Annotated in this window: 14 protein-coding genes; 11 read left to right on the top strand and 3 right to left on the bottom strand. The window is 62.0% G+C overall.

Annotation, left to right across the window (positions count from 1 at the left end; genetic code table 11):
* Positions 1-121: 121 nt before the first annotated feature.
* The 8 genes from BLW80_RS07835 (at position 122) to BLW80_RS07800 (ending at position 10205) form a co-directional block, all read left to right on the top strand.
* Positions 122-2119: an O-linked N-acetylglucosamine transferase, SPINDLY family protein gene (locus BLW80_RS07835; RefSeq protein ID WP_093757535.1), complete on the top strand. Its 1998-nt coding sequence runs from the start codon at positions 122-124 to the stop codon at positions 2117-2119.
* Positions 2120-2590: 471 nt separating this feature from the next.
* On the top strand, positions 2591-2797 hold the full coding sequence (locus tag BLW80_RS07830; protein WP_068729538.1) for a hypothetical protein: 207 nt from the start codon (positions 2591-2593) through the stop codon (positions 2795-2797).
* Between the two features lie 277 nt (positions 2798-3074).
* Positions 3075-3974 (top strand): LysR family transcriptional regulator, encoded by a 900-nt coding sequence (locus tag BLW80_RS07825; RefSeq protein ID WP_068729536.1) that lies wholly within the window; start codon positions 3075-3077, stop codon positions 3972-3974.
* Positions 3975-4152: 178 nt separating this feature from the next.
* Positions 4153-4644: a formate dehydrogenase subunit gamma gene (locus BLW80_RS07820; RefSeq protein ID WP_089267785.1), complete on the top strand. Its 492-nt coding sequence runs from the start codon at positions 4153-4155 to the stop codon at positions 4642-4644.
* A complete protein-coding gene (locus tag BLW80_RS07815; RefSeq protein WP_093757534.1) occupies positions 4641-6212 on the top strand; it encodes a formate dehydrogenase beta subunit in 1572 nt (523 codons plus the stop codon). The genes BLW80_RS07820 and BLW80_RS07815 overlap by 4 nt, the downstream gene beginning before the upstream one ends.
* A gap of 11 nt (positions 6213-6223) precedes the next feature.
* Complete coding sequence (gene fdhF, locus BLW80_RS07810; protein ID WP_093757533.1) at positions 6224-9133, top strand: formate dehydrogenase subunit alpha; 2910 nt, start codon at positions 6224-6226, stop codon at positions 9131-9133.
* A gap of 15 nt (positions 9134-9148) precedes the next feature.
* Positions 9149-10006 (top strand): formate dehydrogenase accessory sulfurtransferase FdhD, encoded by an 858-nt coding sequence (fdhD, locus tag BLW80_RS07805; protein WP_093757532.1) that lies wholly within the window; start codon positions 9149-9151, stop codon positions 10004-10006.
* Positions 9978-10205 carry a formate dehydrogenase subunit delta gene (locus BLW80_RS07800; protein WP_068729526.1) on the top strand — a complete coding sequence of 76 codons (228 nt, stop codon included), beginning with the start codon at positions 9978-9980 and terminating at the stop codon, positions 10203-10205. The genes fdhD and BLW80_RS07800 overlap by 29 nt, the downstream gene beginning before the upstream one ends.
* A 164-nt stretch (positions 10206-10369) precedes the next feature.
* Here BLW80_RS07800 and BLW80_RS07795 read toward each other — a convergent pair whose 3' ends face one another.
* Complete coding sequence (locus tag BLW80_RS07795; protein WP_089267781.1) at positions 10370-10642, bottom strand: BolA family protein; 273 nt, start codon at positions 10640-10642, stop codon at positions 10370-10372.
* Positions 10643-10779: 137 nt separating this feature from the next.
* On the opposite strand from BLW80_RS07795, the gene BLW80_RS07790 reads away from it, so the two are divergent.
* Both BLW80_RS07790 and BLW80_RS07785 read left to right on the top strand, forming a co-directional pair.
* Positions 10780-11436, top strand: a complete 657-nt coding sequence (locus BLW80_RS07790) for a J domain-containing protein (protein WP_089267780.1) — start codon at positions 10780-10782, stop codon at positions 11434-11436.
* A 400-nt stretch (positions 11437-11836) separates the two neighbouring features.
* Positions 11837-13345, top strand: a complete 1509-nt coding sequence (locus BLW80_RS07785) for a L,D-transpeptidase family protein (protein WP_093757531.1) — start codon at positions 11837-11839, stop codon at positions 13343-13345.
* A 30-nt stretch (positions 13346-13375) separates the two neighbouring features.
* Here the strand turns inward: BLW80_RS07785 and BLW80_RS07780 are convergent, their stop codons facing one another.
* Entirely contained in the window at positions 13376-14083 is a 708-nt protein-coding gene (locus BLW80_RS07780; protein WP_093757530.1) for an MgtC/SapB family protein, read from the bottom strand.
* Between the two features lie 203 nt (positions 14084-14286).
* Complete coding sequence (gene secA, locus BLW80_RS07775) at positions 14287-17133, bottom strand: preprotein translocase subunit SecA (protein WP_093757529.1); 2847 nt, start codon at positions 17131-17133, stop codon at positions 14287-14289.
* Between the two features lie 369 nt (positions 17134-17502).
* Here secA and BLW80_RS07770 point away from each other — a divergent pair, with 369 nt between their 5' ends.
* Positions 17503-18441: a peptidylprolyl isomerase gene (locus tag BLW80_RS07770; protein WP_089267776.1), complete on the top strand. Its 939-nt coding sequence runs from the start codon at positions 17503-17505 to the stop codon at positions 18439-18441.
* Positions 18442-18552 lie beyond the last annotated feature (111 nt).

The following is an 18552-nucleotide window of genomic DNA, read 5'->3' as shown; positions in this document are numbered from 1 at the left end:
TATGGAGCCTCACCCGACTTCGTTCGCTCGAGCGGCGTTCTCGACGCCGCGGAGGCGGGTGTCTATACCGGACGGCGTGGCCCCGGCCATGCAAGCCGCAAAGCCAGAAGTCCGAAGAACCATGGCGTCTCCAGCTGAACTGTTTCAAAGCGCATTCGCTGCCTTCCAGCAGGGCCGCCTCCAGGAGGCCGAGCGCGGGTTCAGCAAGTTCTTGCGCAAGGATCCAAAGCATTTCCCGGCGCTGAACATTCTGGCCATCGTCCTGGTCGCGCTGAAGCGCCATGCGGAAGCCGAACCGCATCTGAAGGCAGCCCTCCGCATCAATGCGACATCAGATGCCACATTCTACAATTACGGCCTGGTGCTGAAGGCGCTGAACCGGCCGGATGAGGCGCTGCTTCGTTTCACCGAAGCGCTGGCGCTCAATCCCGGCAATGCCGAAACGCTAAATAACCGTGGCACGGTTCTGAACGATCTGCGCGACTACCCCGCCGCGCTGGCTGACTTCGATCGCGCGTTGGCGCTCGACCCGCGCTATGCCGCAGCCTTCTTCAACAAAAGCAAGTCGCTGGCGGAGTTGAAGCGCTATGACGAGGCCCTCGCGGCTTGCGAGTCGGCGCTCGCCTTGCAGCCCGATCTGGCAGAAGCGTGGTTTGGTCGCGGCTACATCTTTGGGCAGATGCGGATGCCGGCAGAAGCGGTGGAGGCCTATGGCCGCGCATGCCAACTCAATCCGGACATGCCGCTGCTGAAAGGCAACTTGCTGCATCAGAAGATGCTGGTCTGCGACTGGCATGACGCGAATGGGCTGATTGCGGAGATCGAGGCTGATCTCATAGCCGGCAAACTGGCCGCCGAGCCGTTTGGCTGGCAAGGCGTGGCCACTTCGGAACGCAGCCTGCAGCGCTGCGCCGAACTGACCAACGCCTCGCGTTTTCCCATGCAAGCTCTACCGCTGCGTGCTTCCCCGACCGGGCCGAATGCAAAAATTCGCGTCGGCTATCTGTCCGGTGAATTTCGACAGCAGGCGACCTCGCTGCTGCTGGTCGGTGTGCTGGAGCAGCACGACAAAAACGCATTCGAGATTTTCGCCATCGACAACGGGTATGACGACGGCAGCGACATCAGGCGACGCATCGCTGGCGCCGTGGATGGGATCGTCGATATCTCCACACTGAGCGATCCGCAGGCGGTGAACGCCATTCGTGCGCAGCGCATCGACATCCTCGTCAATCTCAACGGCTATTTCGGCGAGCAGCGCACCGGTGTATTCGCGCGCAGGGCCGCGCCGGTGCAGGTCAATTATCTCGGCTTTCCCGGCACGCTCGGCGCGGGTTTCATGGATTACATCCTCGCCGATCAGCACGTCCTGCCGCCCGAGCACCGGCAATTCTATAGCGAGAAGGTGGTCTGGCTGCCGAATTGCTATCAGGCCAATGACGATCGCCGGGAGATATCGGTACGTGCATTCGCGCGCGCGGAGGTCGGTTTGCCTGCGCAGGGCTTCGTGTTCTGTTGCTTCAACAATGCCTACAAGATCACGCCCGATGTCTTCGACAGCTGGATGCGGATCCTCTCAGCCGTTGACGGCAGCGTTCTCTGGCTGCTGGAGGACAGCGCTGCGGCTGTGGCGAATCTGCGCCGCGAAGCGGAATTGCGGGGCATCGACCCCGCGCGTCTGGTGTTTGCCGCGCGCATGCTGCCGGCCGAGCACCTGGCGCGGCATCGTTGTGCGGATCTATTTCTCGATACGTTGCCGTACAATGCGCATACCACAGCGAGCGACGCATTATGGGCTGGATTGCCGTTGCTGACGTGTCGTGGAGAAACCTTTGCAGGGCGGGTTGCCGCGAGTCTTCTGCAGAATCTGGGTGTGCCGGAGTTGATTGCGGCGAAGCGAGATGACTATGAGCGTATGGCGGTCGAGCTGGCGGAAAATCCCGAGCGGTTGTCGTCGATCCGGGAGAAGTTATCGGCCAATCGTCTGAACATGCCGGCCTTCGACACCCGGCGTCTGGCGCGTGATATCGAAACCGCATTTCGCAAAATGGCCGAACGGGCCCGGGCAGGGCTGGCGCCAGCCCACATCATGTTTCCCGCTAACGATAGCGGCCAATAATATATTTGATTGAGCAAATCAGGTATTGCGCTCAACATTCTGGCTCATGTAATATTTTCGTGCGCAGCCGGCAAATTTTTGACGGCCCTAAGTCTTCGAGGAGACTCGCGCACTCTGCTGTAAATCTCCGAAACCACCGGCAATGCCCTGCCGGTGGTTTTTCGGCTTTTTTGGGGCCAGTTTCGAGTGGCCCGCTGGTATTCCAGGATTATTGCTAACGCGGAAAGGGCGCGGGAACTGTGTCATGCCGGCACGCCCTTGAATCAGTCCAACCCCCTCTGAAAACGGCAGAATTGCTGCTGACCAGATCGGCAGCATGAGATGGAATCTGTCGCAGAGACATCCAAATTATGACCTGTTGCCCATCGTTGCATATCAGGACTGACGAGCTATCTGACCGAAATTGCTAGAGATTTCTTGCTTTTTGAGCAAGTTGTGGCTAAAAGCCGCTCATCGTGGAGAGTATGAATAATGGCGCATAACTACGCAATTAATGAGGACGTTCACCACCAGCTGCAGGGGCCGCAGGGCCGTTCCACCATCAAGGAACGCAGCATCTACACCATCACCTCTCGCCTTCCGATCGAAGCCGATGGTCGCCCGCGTTACCGGATCAAGAGCAAGTCCGAGAACATCGAGCGTGTCGTGACCGAAGAGCAGATCAGCCGCCTGGGTTGATCTCGGATCAGCCTTCTGGCTGATCGTACTTGCCGTTTGCTGTCGTCGCCGGGGCCTTGGACCCCGCGACGAAGCAGACCGCCCCAAAGACCCCAACCAGATTCTATCTTGAAGCGGGAAGCTTGGCCGGGGCTGATCTCTGTCTGCGTTGCTGCGATGGTTGCGGCAAGGCGGCTCCGCACCATATGCTTTGCCCCGAGGGCGGACACCGAAGGCCACACACGCGATCGTCGCGCCGCACCTCGGCAAAAATGATGTGGTCGGAGCGGGGCGTCCCTTGATCGAAAAACTTGAACTGCTGTTGTCGCTGGCGAAGGAACGGCATTTCGGCCGCGCCGCGGAAGCTTGCGGCGTGACGCAGCCCACCATGTCCACCAGCCTCAAGCAGCTCGAGGACATGCTCGGCGTGATGCTGGTGCAGCGCGGCTCGCGCTTCCAGGGGTTTACGCCGGAAGGCGAACGCGCGCTCGATTGGGCACGCCGCATCGTCGGCGATGCTCGCGCGATGAAGCAGGAAATCAACGGCCTCAAGGACAGTCTATCCGGCGAGATCCGCATCGCCGCAATTCCTACGGTGCTCGGCATGGTCGCCTCACTGACGACGCCGTTTCGTGCGCGGCATCCCGATGTGCGGTTTCGCATCGTGTCCTGCACCTCCACGGCCGTGCTCGGTCTGCTTGAAAATCTCGAAGTCGATGCGGGCCTCACCTACATCGAGAACGAACCGCTCGGCAAAGTGCGTTCGATCCCGCTTTATAAAGAAAGCTACCGGCTGCTGACCTCGCCGGACAGCATGTTCGGCGATCGCAAGAGTGTCACCTGGTCCGAAGTCGGCCAGGTGCCGCTATGCCTGCTGACCCCCGACATGCAGAACCGGCGCATCATCGATCGTGCCCTGAAGTCGGTCGGCGCCGAGGCGATGCCGATGCTGACGTCGAATTCGATCATCGTGCTCTATACACATGTGAAGACCGGCCGCTGGGCCAGTGTGATGCCGGCCAAGCTGGCGGAGACGCTGGGTTTGACCGCCAACGACTCGGTGCGCATGATCCCGATCGTCGATCCCGTGGTGAATTATGGCGTCGGCCTCGTGGTGCCCCAGCGCGATCCCATGACCCCGCTGGTGGCGACTCTGGTCCAGATCGCCCGGGAGGTTGCGCCGTCGCTGGAGGCGTAAGACCTTCGTTTCGGGTGCTGCAATTGCTGCGCTGCAACCAAGCTAACCATTTCAAATTCATCGATTTCGCCGGGTGTCGATACCGTTTCCGTATCGCAGCATGAGACAGCTTTATTGATCTTTGGATCGATTCCAATTTTGATTGGTTCTCCAGTCATAAGATCAATTGAGTACCGGGATGAACGCAGCCTACGAGCCGAATGCTTATGAGCCTTGGAGTGCCGACCGAGGCACCGAGATCATCGAGAGCCTGTCCCATGTGGAAGGCGGCGTGATCGTGATTCTGCATGCGATGCAGGAAGCCTTTGGTTATGTGCCAGAGGCGGCAATCCCGATGATCGCGCTGGCGCGTAACCTATCGCGCGCCGAGGTCCATGGCGTGTTCACCTTCTATCACGACTTCCGGCATGAACCGGCTGGCAAGCATGTGCTGAAGATCTGCCGGGCCGAGGCTTGCCAGGCGGCCGGCGGCGACGCGCTGGCTGCGCGCGCGGAAGCGAAATTGGGTGTAAAGTTTGGAAACACGACGGCGGATCAGCGTGTTACGTTGGAGCCGATCTATTGCCTCGGGCTCTGCGCCACGGCGCCATCGGCGATGCTCGATGGCCGTCTGGTTGGCCGCCTCGATGAGAAGCGCATCGATGCGCTGGTCGCGGAGGCACAGCGATGACATCGTCTGATAAAACTCTGAAGATCTACATTCCGCGCGATGCGGCCGCCGTTTCCGTCGGCGCCGATGAACTCGTCAGTGCCTTCGAAGCGGAGGCTCAAAAGCGCAAGCTTGCAATCGAGATCATTCGCCCCGGTTCGCGCGGATTGCTGTGGCTGGAGCCGATGATCGAAGTCGCGACGCCGGAAGGCCGTGTCGCCTTTGGGCCGGTCGAAGAGAAAGACGTTGCGTCGGTGCTCGATGCGATGGTCGCAAACGGCCCTCACGCGCTGCGTCTTGGTGTCGCGGAGGAGATTCCGTGGCTCAAGAAGCAGACGCGTCTGACCTTTGTGCGCTGCGGCGTCGTCGATCCCCGGTCAGTCGAGGATTACATCGCGCATGGCGGCTACAAGGGCATCGCCCGCGCGCTGACGCTGGATAGTGCTGGCATCATTGCCGACGTCACCACATCCGGCCTGCGTGGCCGCGGTGGCGCCGGGTTCCCGACCGGCATCAAGTGGAAGACGGTGGCCGATACCAAGGCCGATCGCAAATTCATCGTCTGCAATGCGGACGAGGGCGACAGCGGCACCTTCGCCGATCGCATGATCATGGAAGGCGATCCCTTCGTGGTGATCGAAGGCATGACCATCGCCGGCATCGCTGTGGGGGCAACCAAGGGCTACATCTATATCCGCTCGGAATATCCCCATGCCGTCGAGGCGATGAATGCGGGTATCGCTGCCGCCAAGCGCGCCGGTTATCTCGGCGACAAGATTCGTGGCTCGGCGCACGCATTCGATCTCGAAGTCCGCGTCGGCGCCGGCGCCTATGTCTGCGGCGAGGAGACCTCGCTGCTTGAGAGTCTCGAAGGCCGTCGCGGCATCGTCCGCGCCAAACCGCCGCTGCCGGCCCATAAAGGTCTGTTCGGCAAGCCGACGGTCATCAACAACGTCCTCTCGTTTGCGGCGATCCCGTTCATTCTCGACAGCGGCGCCAAGGCCTATGCGGACTACGGCATGGGTCGCTCGCGTGGCACGATGCCGATCCAGCTTGCCGGCAACGTCAAGTTCGGCGGGTTGTTTGAGGTCGCCTTTGGCATCACGCTGGGTGAGCTCGTCGATGATATCGGCGGCGGCACGTTTACGGGTAAGCCCGTGCGCGCGGTGCAGGTCGGTGGTCCGCTCGGTGCCTACTTCCCGCGCGAATTGTTCGACACGCCGTTCGACTACGAGGCCTTCGCCAAGCGCGACGGCCTAATCGGCCATGGCGGCATCGTGGTGTTCGACGACACCGTCGACATGTCGAAGCAGGCGCGTTTCGCGATGGAATTTTGCGCCATCGAATCCTGCGGCAAGTGCACGCCGTGCCGCATCGGCTCCACCCGCGGCGTCGAGACTATCGACAAGATCCGCCGCGGTGAACGCGTTGCCGAGAACATCGCCGTGCTGCAGGACCTCAGCAACACCATGAAGTTCGGCTCGCTCTGCGCGCTGGGCGGCTTCACGCCGTATCCGGTGATGAGCGCATTGAAACATTTCCCTGATGATTTCGGCCCGGCGCCATCGCGCCTTCAGGCCGCAGAGTAAAGGAGCAACACATGTCGCTCGTTCACGAAATCGATTTTGGTACGCCGCGTTCGAAGTCCGAAAAGATGGTCACGCTGACCATCGACGGGCAGAGCGTCTCGGTGCCCGAGGGCACCTCCATCATGCGCGCCGCCATGGAGATGGGTACGCAGATTCCGAAACTCTGCGCCACCGACATGGTGGATGCCTTCGGCTCCTGTCGTCTCTGTCTCGTCGAGATCGAAGGCCGCGCGGGCACGCCTGCCTCCTGCACCACGCCGGCCATGGAAGGCCTCGTGGTTCATACCCAGAATGCGCGGCTCGCGGCGCTGCGCAAGGGCGTGATGGAGCTCTATATCTCCGACCATCCGCTCGACTGTCTCACCTGCGCCGCCAATGGCGATTGCGAGTTGCAGGACATGGCCGGCGCCGTCGGCCTGCGCGACGTGCGTTACGGTTATGACGGCGAGAACCATGTGTTCGCGAAGTCTGGCCCGAAGCACAATCACAATTCGCCGGAAGCCTGCGAAAATGATCACTGGATGGCAAAGGACGAGTCGAATCCGTACTTCACCTATGACCCCTCCAAGTGCATCGTCTGCTCGCGCTGCGTCCGCGCCTGCGAAGAAGTACAGGGCACTTTCGCGCTGACGATCTCCGGCCGCGGCTTCGAGAGCCGCGTCTCGCCGGGCATGAGCGAGAGCTTCCTGGGTTCGGAATGCGTGTCCTGCGGCGCCTGCGTGCAGGCCTGCCCGACCGCGACGCTGACCGAGAAGGCCGTGATCGAGATCGGCCAGCCTGAGCACTCCGCTGTGACCACCTGCGCCTATTGCGGCGTCGGCTGTACCTTCAAGGCGGAAATGCGCGGCGAGGAACTGGTGCGCATGGTGCCGTACAAGGACGGCAAGGCCAATCGCGGCCATTCCTGCGTCAAGGGCCGTTTCGCCTGGGGCTATGCGAACCACAAGGAGCGCATCCTCAATCCGATGATCCGCGAGAAGATCACCGATCCATGGCAGGAAGTGTCATGGGATGAGGCCTTCAATTTCGCGGCCAAGAAGTTCAAGGGCATCCAGGCCAAATACGGCAAAGACTCCATCGGCGGCATCACCTCGTCGCGCTGCACCAATGAAGAAGTCTTCGTGGTGCAGAAGCTGATCCGCGCCGGCTTCGGCAACAACAACGTTGATACCTGCGCGCGCGTCTGCCATTCGCCGACCGGCTACGGCCTGTCCTCGACCTTTGGTACCTCGGCCGGCACGCAGGATTTCGACTCGGTGGAAGATACCGATGTCGTGATGATCATCGGCGCCAACCCGACCGATGGCCATCCGGTGTTTGCATCGCGCCTGAAGAAGCGTTTGCGCGCCGGCGCCAAGCTGATCGTGGTCGATCCGCGCCAAACCGATATCGTGCGCTCGGCCCATATCGAGGCACAGCACCATCTGCCCCTGATGCCCGGCACTAATGTCGCGGTGCTCACCGCGCTGGCCCATGTCATCGTCACCGAAGGCCTCGCCGACGAGACCTTCATCCGCGAGCGCTGTGACTGGAGCGAGTTCGAGGACTGGGCGGCCTTCGTCGCGCAGCCGAACCACAGCCCCGAAGCCACCGCCATCATGACCGGCGTCGATCCGAAGGAGCTGCGCGCCGCCGCCCGTTTGTTCGCCACCGGTGGCAACGGTGCGATCTATTACGGTCTCGGCGTCACCGAGCACAGCCAGGGTTCGACCACCGTAATCGCGATCGCGAACCTCGCGATGGCGACCGGCAATATCGGCCGTCCCGGCGTCGGCGTGAATCCGCTGCGCGGCCAGAACAACGTGCAGGGCTCCTGCGACATGGGCTCGTTCCCGCACGAGCTGCCGGGCTATCGCCACATTTCTGGCGATGCGGTGCGCGAGCAGTTCGAAGCGATGTGGAACGTCAAGCTCAACAGTGAGCCGGGCCTGCGCATCCCCAACATGTTCGATGCCGCCACCGAAGGCACTTTCATGGGCCTCTACGTGCAGGGCGAAGACATCCTGCAGTCCGATCCCAACACCAAGCATGTGGTCGCGGCGCTGTCGGCGATGGAATGCGTCATCGTCCACGACCTGTTCCTGAACGAGACCGCCAACTACGCCCACGTGTTCTTCCCGGGCTCCACCTTCCTGGAGAAGAACGGCACTTTCACCAATGCCGAACGTCGCATTCAGCGCGTCCGCAAGGTGATGTCGCCGAAGAATGGTCTTGAGGATTGGGAAGTGACCTTGGGATTCGCCAAGGCACTCGGCTATGAGATGAAATATAACCACCCCTCGGAGATCATGGACGAAATCGCGGCGCTGACGCCGACTTTCGCCGGCGTCTCCTATGCGAAGCTGGAGGAGGTTGGTTCGGTGCAGTGGCCGTGTAACGAGAAGCAGCCTCTGGGCACGCCGATTATGCATATGGACGGCTTCGTGCGCGGCAAGGGCAAGTTTATGCTCACCGAATACATTGCCACCGACGAGCGTACCGGGCCGCGCTTCCCGCTGCTGCTCACCACCGGCCGTATTCTCAGCCAGTACAATGTCGGCGCGCAGACACGGCGCACCGAGAATGTGGTCTGGCATGAAGAGGATCGTCTGGAGCTGCATCCGCATGACGCCGAACTACGTGGCATCCGCGACGGCGACTGGGTGAAGCTGCAGAGCCGCGCCGGCGAGACGACGTTGCGTGCGCTGCTAACCGAGCGTATGGCGCCGGGCGTGGTCTATACGACCTTCCATCACCCGACCACGCAGGCCAACGTCATCACCACCGAGTTCTCGGACTGGGCGACCAATTGCCCGGAATACAAGGTGACGGCGGTGCAGATCTCGCCCTCGAACGGTCCGTCCGAGTGGCAGAAGGAATATGACGAGCAGGCTCGCCAGTCGCGCCGGATCGCCATGCCTGTCGTGGAAGCAGCGGAGTAGGTCTGGAGACCAGACATGCACGAGCCGGTTCGCTCAGTCCCCCGCAAGATCTGGCGCCAGTCCGGCGTCAGCGAGGGGTTGCGCGCGGTGCCGGAAGAGACCGCGCTGGCGATCACCTATAATGGTGGCACCTATGCCGTCATGATGGGGACGCCGCAGGACTATCGCGACTTCGCCTATGGCTTCAGCCTGAGCGAAGGCGTGGTCACCTCGATCAACGAGATCGAGAGTTTCGAGGCTGTTGAATTCGACGATGGCGTTGAGCTGCGCATGTGGCTCGCAGGCGAGAAGGCCGAGAGCATCAGCGCGCGGCGCCGGCAGATTGCAGGGCCGACGGGCTGCGGTCTGTGCGGCATCGACTCGATCTCGGAAGCCGTTAAGCCGGCGGCCATCGTCGCGCCCGGCGGCGTGTTCTCCTTCGACCAGATCATGGCGGCGATGGAGACGCTGTCGCCGCTGCAGAAGGTCAACATCCAGACCCGCGCCGTGCACGCCGCGGCGTTCTGGACGCCGGCCGACGGCATCGTCGCGTTGCGTGAGGATGTCGGCCGTCATAATGCGCTCGACAAGCTGGCCGGCGCGCTGGCGCAGGCCAAGGTCGATGCAGGGCAGGGCATCGTGCTGCTGACCAGCCGCGTCTCTGTCGAGATGGTGCAAAAGACGGCTGCTATCGGCGCGCCGCTCATGGTGTCGGTCTCGGCCCCCACCGCACTGGCCATCCGTATGGCGGAAGCCGCAGGCATTACGTTGGCCGCGATCGCGCGCAGCGACGGGTTCGAAGTTTTCACACATCAGCATCGCGTGCGTCAGCACGGCGTCACCGCGGATGCATCAGGGCAAGAGCATGGACACCCACACATCGACGTCGCCTGACCGGCTGATCTATATGGCCAACCAGATCGGCGACTTCTTCAACAGCCAGGGCCACGATCACGCCGTGGCCGGCATTGCCGAGCACATCAAGAAGTTCTGGGATCCGCGCATGCGGAAGAAGATCTTCGAACATCTGGATGCGGGCGGCGCCGGGCTGAAGCCGAACGTCCTTGAGGCGATCGCGTCGCTGAAGAAGTAGGACCAACCCACACTCGTCATTCCGGGCACGGGCGCGTCTTCGTGCACGTGAACCCGGAATCTGGACATGGCGCTGTCGGAGACGCCCATGCTGAGATTCCCGGTTCGCGATCGCCAAGCGGAGCTCGCGCCCCGGAAGGACGGCGTTGAGGACTACGGCAAAGCCTAGCCCGCTTCCTTCGGTGTCTGCGGTTTCAGCGCCAGCGCATGTACCGTTCCCGCGAGTTCCGCCGCCAGCAGTTCGTTGATCATGCGATGGCGGTCGATCCGGCTCTTCCCTTCGAAGGCCTCCGACACAATATTGACCCTGAAGTGGGTTTCACCCTCCGGGCGGTGGCCCATGTGACCGGCATGCAGATGCGATTCATCTGAAACGTCGAGGCTGAGGGGCGCGAAAGCCTCTGTCAGCTTCTTTGTGATGTTATCTTTCATGGTCATGATGGCCGGCTTAGCGGTTCGCCCCACTCATGGTCAATCACGATGTGGCGACCATATTGGTGCGGCGCAGGGCGCCGAATGAGGTAATCGGAATGTCAAGACTTGAAGCTTTTTGCATTGCGTTGTCATAGTCAGCCATGCCCATCGACTCATCCAAATTCTTCGACAGCATCCGTATCAAGCCGAACAAGCTGAGCGCGAAGCAGCAGGCCGCTGCGCGCGAAGAAGCTATTATGTGCGAGTGGCCCGAGTGCAAGAACAAGGGTCCGCACCGCGCGCCCAAGGGCCGTGCGCAGGACAAGGAATACTGGCACTTCTGCCTGAACCATGTCCGCGAATACAATCAGGGCTACAACTTCTTCCAGGGCATGGCCCCGGACGCGGTCGCCAAGTACCAGAAGGACGCGCTGACCGGCCATCGTCCGACCTGGAAGATGGGCGCCAACGGCTCTGCGGACAAAACCAAGGCCGGGCAGCCCGACCTCGACGGCGCGATCGATCCGTTTGCCATGTTCAACGAGATGAACGGCATGGGTATGGGGCGCGGCCGGGCCCGCAAGCCGCAGCAGCCGATCAAGGAAGAAACCCGCAAGATCTTCAATGCCGAGCGCAAGGCGCTGCAAGTCATGGGTCTCGGCCCCAGCGCGACGCTGGACGACGTCAAGGCGCAGTACAAAGCGCTGGTGAAGCAGCACCACCCCGACGCCAATGGCGGCGACCGCTCCACCGAGGACCGGTTGATCGAAATCATCAAGGCTTACAACTACTTGAAGACCGTGGTCCGGGGCTCCTGAGGCGCTCCGAGATTGTCCACGCCCTTGCCAATGTTCGTCGTGCCCGGCCAGCGCGAAGCGAGCTTCGCTGGATGTGCCGGGGCATCCACGTCTTTGGCGGCGAGTGAACAAAGACGTAGGTGGCCGGGACAAGCCCGGCCATGAGGGTCGAGAGCGCTGCCAAACTATTAAGCATAACCCATCGCCGCCTGCTTAATTCGCCTTCCCGCCAGATACCGCCGCAATTCCGCCCGGCCTGAGATCTTCAATCTCTGTTGACCATCGCCGGAACGGAACCTGTTGCTCACGGCCAGTTGCCTTGCGAGCAAGGGGCCTTAAGGCTAATATTTGCGTACGAATAAGGGCTCATTTGTCTTTATTCCTTGGGGTGTCGACGTCCCGTCGGCTGCGGAGCTTGGCTTTGAAACATCGCTCGCTTGTTCGCGCGCTGCTGACGTCGGTCGTACTTGCGACAGGCGTGGTGCTGGCCGGCTGCAACGGCGAAGACATGTCGCTCGCCAGTAACGCAAAGGCCAACCAGCCCGTCCCGCCCAAGCTCGTCGCCGAGATGACTGAAAAGGACATGGACCTGCAGTCGCCGATGCTGGTCCGTGTGTTCAAGCAGGAAGCCGAACTCGAAGTCTGGAAGCAGAACCGCTCCGGTCAGTTCGCGCTGCTGAAGACCTATCCGATCTGCCGCTGGTCCGGCGATCTCGGTCCCAAGGTCAAGGAAGGTGATCGTCAGGCGCCGGAAGGTTTCTATGCGATCACGCCGGCGCAGATGAATCCGCGCTCGTCCTACTATCTCTCGTTCAATACCGGCTTCCCCAACGCCTTCGACAAGTCGCTGGGACGCACCGGTTCGCAGTTGATGGTGCATGGCGATTGCTCGTCGCGCGGTTGTTTCGCCATGACCGACGAACAGATCGCCGAGATCTATTCGCTGGGTCGTGAGTCCTTCTTCGGCGGACAGCGCTCGTTCCAGTTCGCGGCGTTCCCGTTCAAGATGACGCCGGTCAACATGGCCAAGCATCGCAACAACCCGAACATGCCGTTCTGGAAGATGATCAAGCAGGGCTATGATCATTTCGAAGTGACGCGGCAGGAGCCGAAGGTCGAGTTCTGCGAGAACAAGTATGTGTTCGATCCGGCCGCGCCTGCGGGATCGACCAAGCCGCTGGTGTTCAATGCCTCGGCCAAGTGCCCGGTCTACCAGATCCCGTCCGAGATCGCCGATGCCGTCAGCGCCAAGCAGGCGCAGGATGATGCGAAGATTGCCGAACTGGTTGCCAAGGGCACGCCGGTCGCGCAGCGCCGTCCCGATATCGACGGCGGCATGAACCGCGTCTTCGCCTCCAAACTGCCCGATGGCGCCACCGGCCTGTCGGATCCGGAGCCGCCGGGCGTGCAGACTGCCGCCTATTCGCGCGCACCGGGCACGATCCCGCCGCACGTCAATCCGCCGAAGGCCAATGCTGCGGCCTCGACGTCCTATTCGGCCTCGCTGTTCGCAGCGTCGGAAGAACCCGTCGTCGCTGCGCCCTCCACGCGTGTCGCGTCGGCCTCGTCGGACGGCGGCTTCTTCAGCAATCTCGCCAAGAAGGTCGGCATCGGCGGCTCGGAAACGACCGCGACCGCAACTACGGCGCCAGCGGCTCCCGTGCCGACACCGGCCGCAAAGCCGAAGGCCGTCGCCAGCAAGGCCGCCCCGTCGGCTGCTCCTGCGACGCCTGCTTCTGTAGCTGCAGCGAAGCCGGCCGCCGCACCCGCACCGCTCGTCGCCACCCCACGCCCGCCGCTCAAGCCGACGCTGTCGGCCGAACCATCCACGCCAGCCTCCGGCGGCGGCGCCGGCACAGCCGCGCTGTCAGGCGCAGCCCCGGTCGTGTCCGCGAATTCGTTCACGGATCGCTTCTCGGCGATGCGCTGAGGCGCGTCGCTCTTCCTGCAGACCTATCGCTCAGGTGTGTTTGGCGCCGTGGTCGCTGACGCGTTTGACAATACTCACCTGACGCACGCCGTCGAGCTCCTGCAGCTTCGAAGGATAGCTCGCGATATCCTGTGACGACACCTTGCTGAGCAGGATCGAGAGCTGGTCGGTGCCCTGGGGATCGCGGCTTTCCACAAGGAAGCGCTTCACCTGGCCGGCGCGCAGCGACAACGTCTCGCGCAGTAATTCCGGCGTCAGGCCGTTGTTCTCGACTTCCACCTTCAGCATGCAGGTCTGGTTGCGCGAGCGATAGGCTTCCTCGAGCGGCTTGATACCGACGAGGATGATCAGGATGATCACCGTCGATGCGCCGGCCGCGAGATACAATCCTCCGCCGACCGCAAGCCCGATCGCCGCCACCGTCCAGATGCTTGCCGCCGTGGTCAGTCCCTTGACGATCTCGCCGCGCGCCAGGATTGATCCCGCGCCGAGAAAGCCGATGCCGGACACCACCTGCGCTGCGATGCGCGATGGATCGAGCACGACATTGGATTGCGTGAGCAGGATGTTGGAGAAGCCGTATTGCGAGACCAGCATGATCAGGCAGGAGCCGACACAGACCAGCATATGCGTGCGGATGCCCGCAGCCCATAACAGCCGCTCGCGCTCGAAGCCGATCAGGCTGCCGAGCGCTGCGGCGGAGATCAGGCGGATCAGCATTTCGGAATTGGACATCATCGGCACGCCCCCCTCATTCCTGCGGCCGCTCGTGTCGGCACGATGAAACAGGCTAGTCCTCTGCGACGCGTTGTCCAATCGTCGTCAGCGTCGTCCAGCGCAGTGCTTGGCTGCGTGAATGCGTGGAACCAACAGCCCAAAGAAAAATCCCTCCCGAACGGGGAGGGATTTCAGATGGCTTCGCGATCGACCCGGTGGTCAGCTTACGCATACCGCCCGTGGCAGTGCTTGAACTTCTTGCCGGAGCCGCAGGGACAATCTTCGTTGCGGCCGACCTTGCCCCAGGTGTCCTGGTTGTTCGGGTCGCGGGCGACGGCGGGCTGCTGCTGGCCCATCGGTGCCAGCGCCGCATTGGCGAAAGCCATTTCGTCTTCGCCAGTGTTGTAGTCGAGCTTGTGGGCTTCCATGACAGGCAGTTCGGGCTGCACGTCCGGCGGCACGATTTCGACGCGCATCAATTGTGCGGTGACGGCTTCGCGCAGATTGGCGATCATCGCCTCGAACAGGTTGAAGGCTTCCGCCTTGTATTCCTGCAACGGATCGCGCTGGCCGTAGCCGCGCAGGCCGATGACCTGACGCAGGTGATCCAGCATCACCAGATGTTCGCGCCACAGATGATCCAGCGTCTGCAGCAGGATCGTCTTCTCGACGTAACGCATCACGTCGGGGCCCCACTGGGCGACCTTCGCGGCCATGTGCTCGTCGGCCTTCTGCTCGATACGGTTGAGCAGCTCCTCGTCGGCGATGCCTTCTTCCTTGGCCCAGTCGTCGACCGGAAGATCGAGATCGAGCACGCGCTTGAGCTCTTCCTTCAGGCCGGCCACATCCCACTGCTCGGCATACTGGTTTTCCGGCACGTGCTTGGTGACGAGGTCCTCGACGAAAGCGCGGCGCATATCGTTGACGGTCTCGGCGACGCTGTCGTTCTGCATCAGATCGACGCGCTGTTCGAAGATCACCTTGCGCTGGTCGTTCTGCACGTCGTCATATTTCAGCAGGTTCTTGCGGATGTCGAAGTTGCGCGCTTCGACCTTCTGCTGGGCCTTCTCGAGCGCCTTGTTGATCCACGGATGGATGATCGCTTCGCCTTCCTTCAGGCCGAGGCGCGTCAGCATCGTATCCAGACGATCCGAGCCGAAGATGCGCATCAGATCGTCTTCCAGCGACAGGAAGAACTTGGACCGGCCAGGGTCGCCCTGACGGCCGGAGCGGCCGCGGAGCTGGTTGTCGATGCGGCGTGACTCGTGGCGCTCGGAGCCCATGATGTAGAGGCCGCCGGGCTTCTCGACGGTCTTGGCCGGCTTGCTGCCCTTGGCGGGCTCGATCTCGACCACTTCCTTGGCGTTCAGCACGATCTCGCGGAAACGCTCGATCTCGGCCTTGATCTCGGCGATCTTGGCGGCCTTCTCGGCCTCGTCGGCGATCTCGGCCGTTTCGATCTGCGCGCGCATCTCGACCGAGCCGCCGAGTTTGATGTCGGTACCGCGGCCGGCCATGTTGGTGGCAATGGTGATGGCGCCGGGAACGCCGGCTTCGGCGACGATATAGGCTTCCTGCTCGTGGAAGCGCGCATTCAGCACCGCGAACAGTTTCGCCGGCTTGCCGGAACGCGCGGCCGCATAGAGCTTGTCCATCGCCTTCGGCTTGGTGAAGTCGATCAGCTTGTAGCCGTTCTTGAGCAGATACTCGCCAAGCACTTCCGATTTTTCGATCGACGCGGTGCCGACCAGCACCGGCTGCATCCGCGCATTGGCGCGCTCGATCTCGGCGAGGATGGCGGCGTGCTTCTCGTCCTGGGTGCGATAGACCTCGTCGTCTTCGTCCATGCGGCCGATGCCGACATTGGTGGGCACTTCGACGACTTCGAGCTTGTAGATGTCGAACAGCTCATCCGCTTCGGTGAGCGCCGTACCGGTCATGCCGGCCAGCTTCTTGTACATGCGGAAGTAGTTCTGGAACGTGATCGAGGCCAGCGTCTGGTTTTCCGGCTGGACGGTGACGTGTTCCTTGGCTTCCAGCGCCTGGTGCAGGCCTTCCGAATAACGGCGACCCTGCATCATGCGGCCGGTGAACTCGTCGATGATGATCACTTCGTCGTCGCGGACGATGTAGTCCTTGTCGCGGTTGAACAGCGAGTGGGCGCGCAGCGCCTGATTGATGTGATGCACGACGGAGACGTTCTCGACGTCATACAGCGTCTCGCCCTTGAGCTGGCCGGCATCGCGCAGGAGGGTTTCGATCTTCTCCATGCCGGCTTCGGTCAGCGTCACGGTGCGCTGCTTCTCGTCGACTTCGAAGTCGATGACCTTTTCGAGCTTGGGCAGGAAGGTGTCGATGGTGTTGTAGAATTCCGAGCGGTCGTCGAGCGGGCCGGAGATGATCAGCGGCGTACGCGCTTCGTCGATCAGGATCGAGTCGACTTCGTCGACGATGGCATAGAAGTGCTTGCGCTGGACCATGTCCTCCAGGCGGTACTTCATGTTGTCGCGCAGATAGTCGAAGCCGTATTCGTTGTTGGTGCCGTAGGTGATGTCGCAGGCATAGGCCGCCTGGCGCTCGGCATCGTCGAGGCCGTGAACGATCACGCCGGTGGTGAGGCCCAGGAAGCTGTAGATCTGGCCCATCCAGCCGCTGTCGCGCTTGGCGAGGTAGTCGTTGACGGTCACGACATGCACGCCCTGGCCGGCGAGCGCGTTCAGATAGACGGCGAGGGTGGCGACCAGCGTCTTGCCTTCGCCGGTCTTCATCTCGGCGATGTCGCCCTCATGCAGCACCATGCCGCCGATCAGCTGCACGTCGAAGTGACGCTGGCCGAGGGTGCGCTTGGCGGCTTCGCGAACGGTCGCGAAAGCAGGAACGAGGAGATCGTCGAGAGTCTTGCCGGCTTCGAGTTGTGCCTTGAACTCGGCGGTGCGCGCTTTGAGCGCATCGTCCGACAGCGCTGCGACCTCAGGTTCCAGCGCGTTGATCGCGGCAACACGCGATTGATATCCCTTGACGCGGCGGTCGTTGGCAGAGCCGAAGAACTTGCGGGCGAGCGCGCCGATCATCACGAAATCCTGTCTTTAGCAATGCGGCCCGAGGGCCGTGGAATGGTGCAGCGGTCGCCCAGCCTCGTCATATCCAAAGTCTGTGGCGGATTGCTGTCTGGACCCCGGTGCGGGAGTGCCAAAAAAGCAAGACCCCGGGAGATGAGTGGGAGCAGGGCAATCAGGGGTTCAATGACCACGGCGCGGCCGAAATCGCGCCTTCGCCACCGGCCCGGTCGGGGAGAGATATGGCCCGTATGGGGGGTTGTCAACGGCGCGAACCTCTCAAGGATTTCATCATTTTGACAGAGTTTTCGCGTTGCCAAGACGGTACGTTTGGGAGAGTGTCCGCCGTCCCCAACAGGCTCTTATCCGAGATAAGGATTTTCCATGACCTTCGTATCGCTCGCCCTGACGCCGGGCCTGCGCCCGGGCCGCACCCTGGCTGCCCTGACCGGCGCCGTTGCGGTGGCCTTTCTCACCAGTTTCCCGGTTTACGCGCAGGACGCCAATCCGGTCCTCGCCAAGGTCAATGGCCAGGAAATCCGCCAGAGCGACGTCACCATTGCCGAGGAGGAGCTCGGTCCGAGCCTCGCCCAGATGGATCCCGCGACCCGGAAGGACAATGTGCTGTCGTTCCTGATCGATATGAAGATCGTCGCCAAGGCCGCCGAGGACAAGAAGATCGCCGATCGTGAGGACTTCAAGTCCAAGCTGGCCTTCGCCCGTAACCGTCTGCTCATGGACAACCTGTTGGCCGTCGAAGGCAAGGAAGCCCTGACCGACGACAACATGAAGAAGGTCTATGAGGACGCGGCCAAGCAGATCACCGGCGAAGCCGAAGTCCATGCCCGCCACATCCTGGTGGAGAGCGAGGCCGAGGCCAAGACGGTCGCCGACGAGCTGAAGAAGGGCGCCGATTTCGCCGAACTCGCCAAGAAGAAGTCGAAGGATCCGGGCGCGGCCGATGGCGGCGATCTGGGTTTCTTCACCAAGGACCAGATGGTGCCGGAATTCTCCGCCGTCGCCTTCGCGCTGGAGCCGGGCAAGATCTCGGACCCCGTGAAGTCGCAGTTCGGTTGGCACATCATCAAGGTCGAGGAAAAGCGCAACCGCAAGGCGCCGGAATTCGACCAGGTGAAGCCGCAGATCGAACAGTATGTCGTGCGCAAGGCGCAGGCCGACTACGTTACCAAGCTGCGTGAAGGTGCGAAGGTTGAGCGTATCGATCAGGCCGCCGCAACGCCTGCTCCGGCGGCACCCGCCGCGCCTGCTGCCAAGGACGCGCCCAAGCCGGCCGACAGCAAGATGGCTCCGGCAAAGAAGTAATTCTGGACTCGAAAAGCCCGCCCTCTGTCGAGAGGGCGGGCTTTTTGCTGCCTGTAACACATACGCTGTCATGCCCGGGACAAGCCCGGGCATGACAGAGTTTTAGTTGCC

This window comes from Tardiphaga sp. OK245 (assembly GCF_900108575.1).
GTDB lineage: Bacteria > Pseudomonadota > Alphaproteobacteria > Rhizobiales > Xanthobacteraceae > Tardiphaga > Tardiphaga robiniae.
The sequence above is the reverse complement of the archived record's forward strand: the minus strand, read 5'-3'. Positions and strand labels throughout refer to the sequence as shown.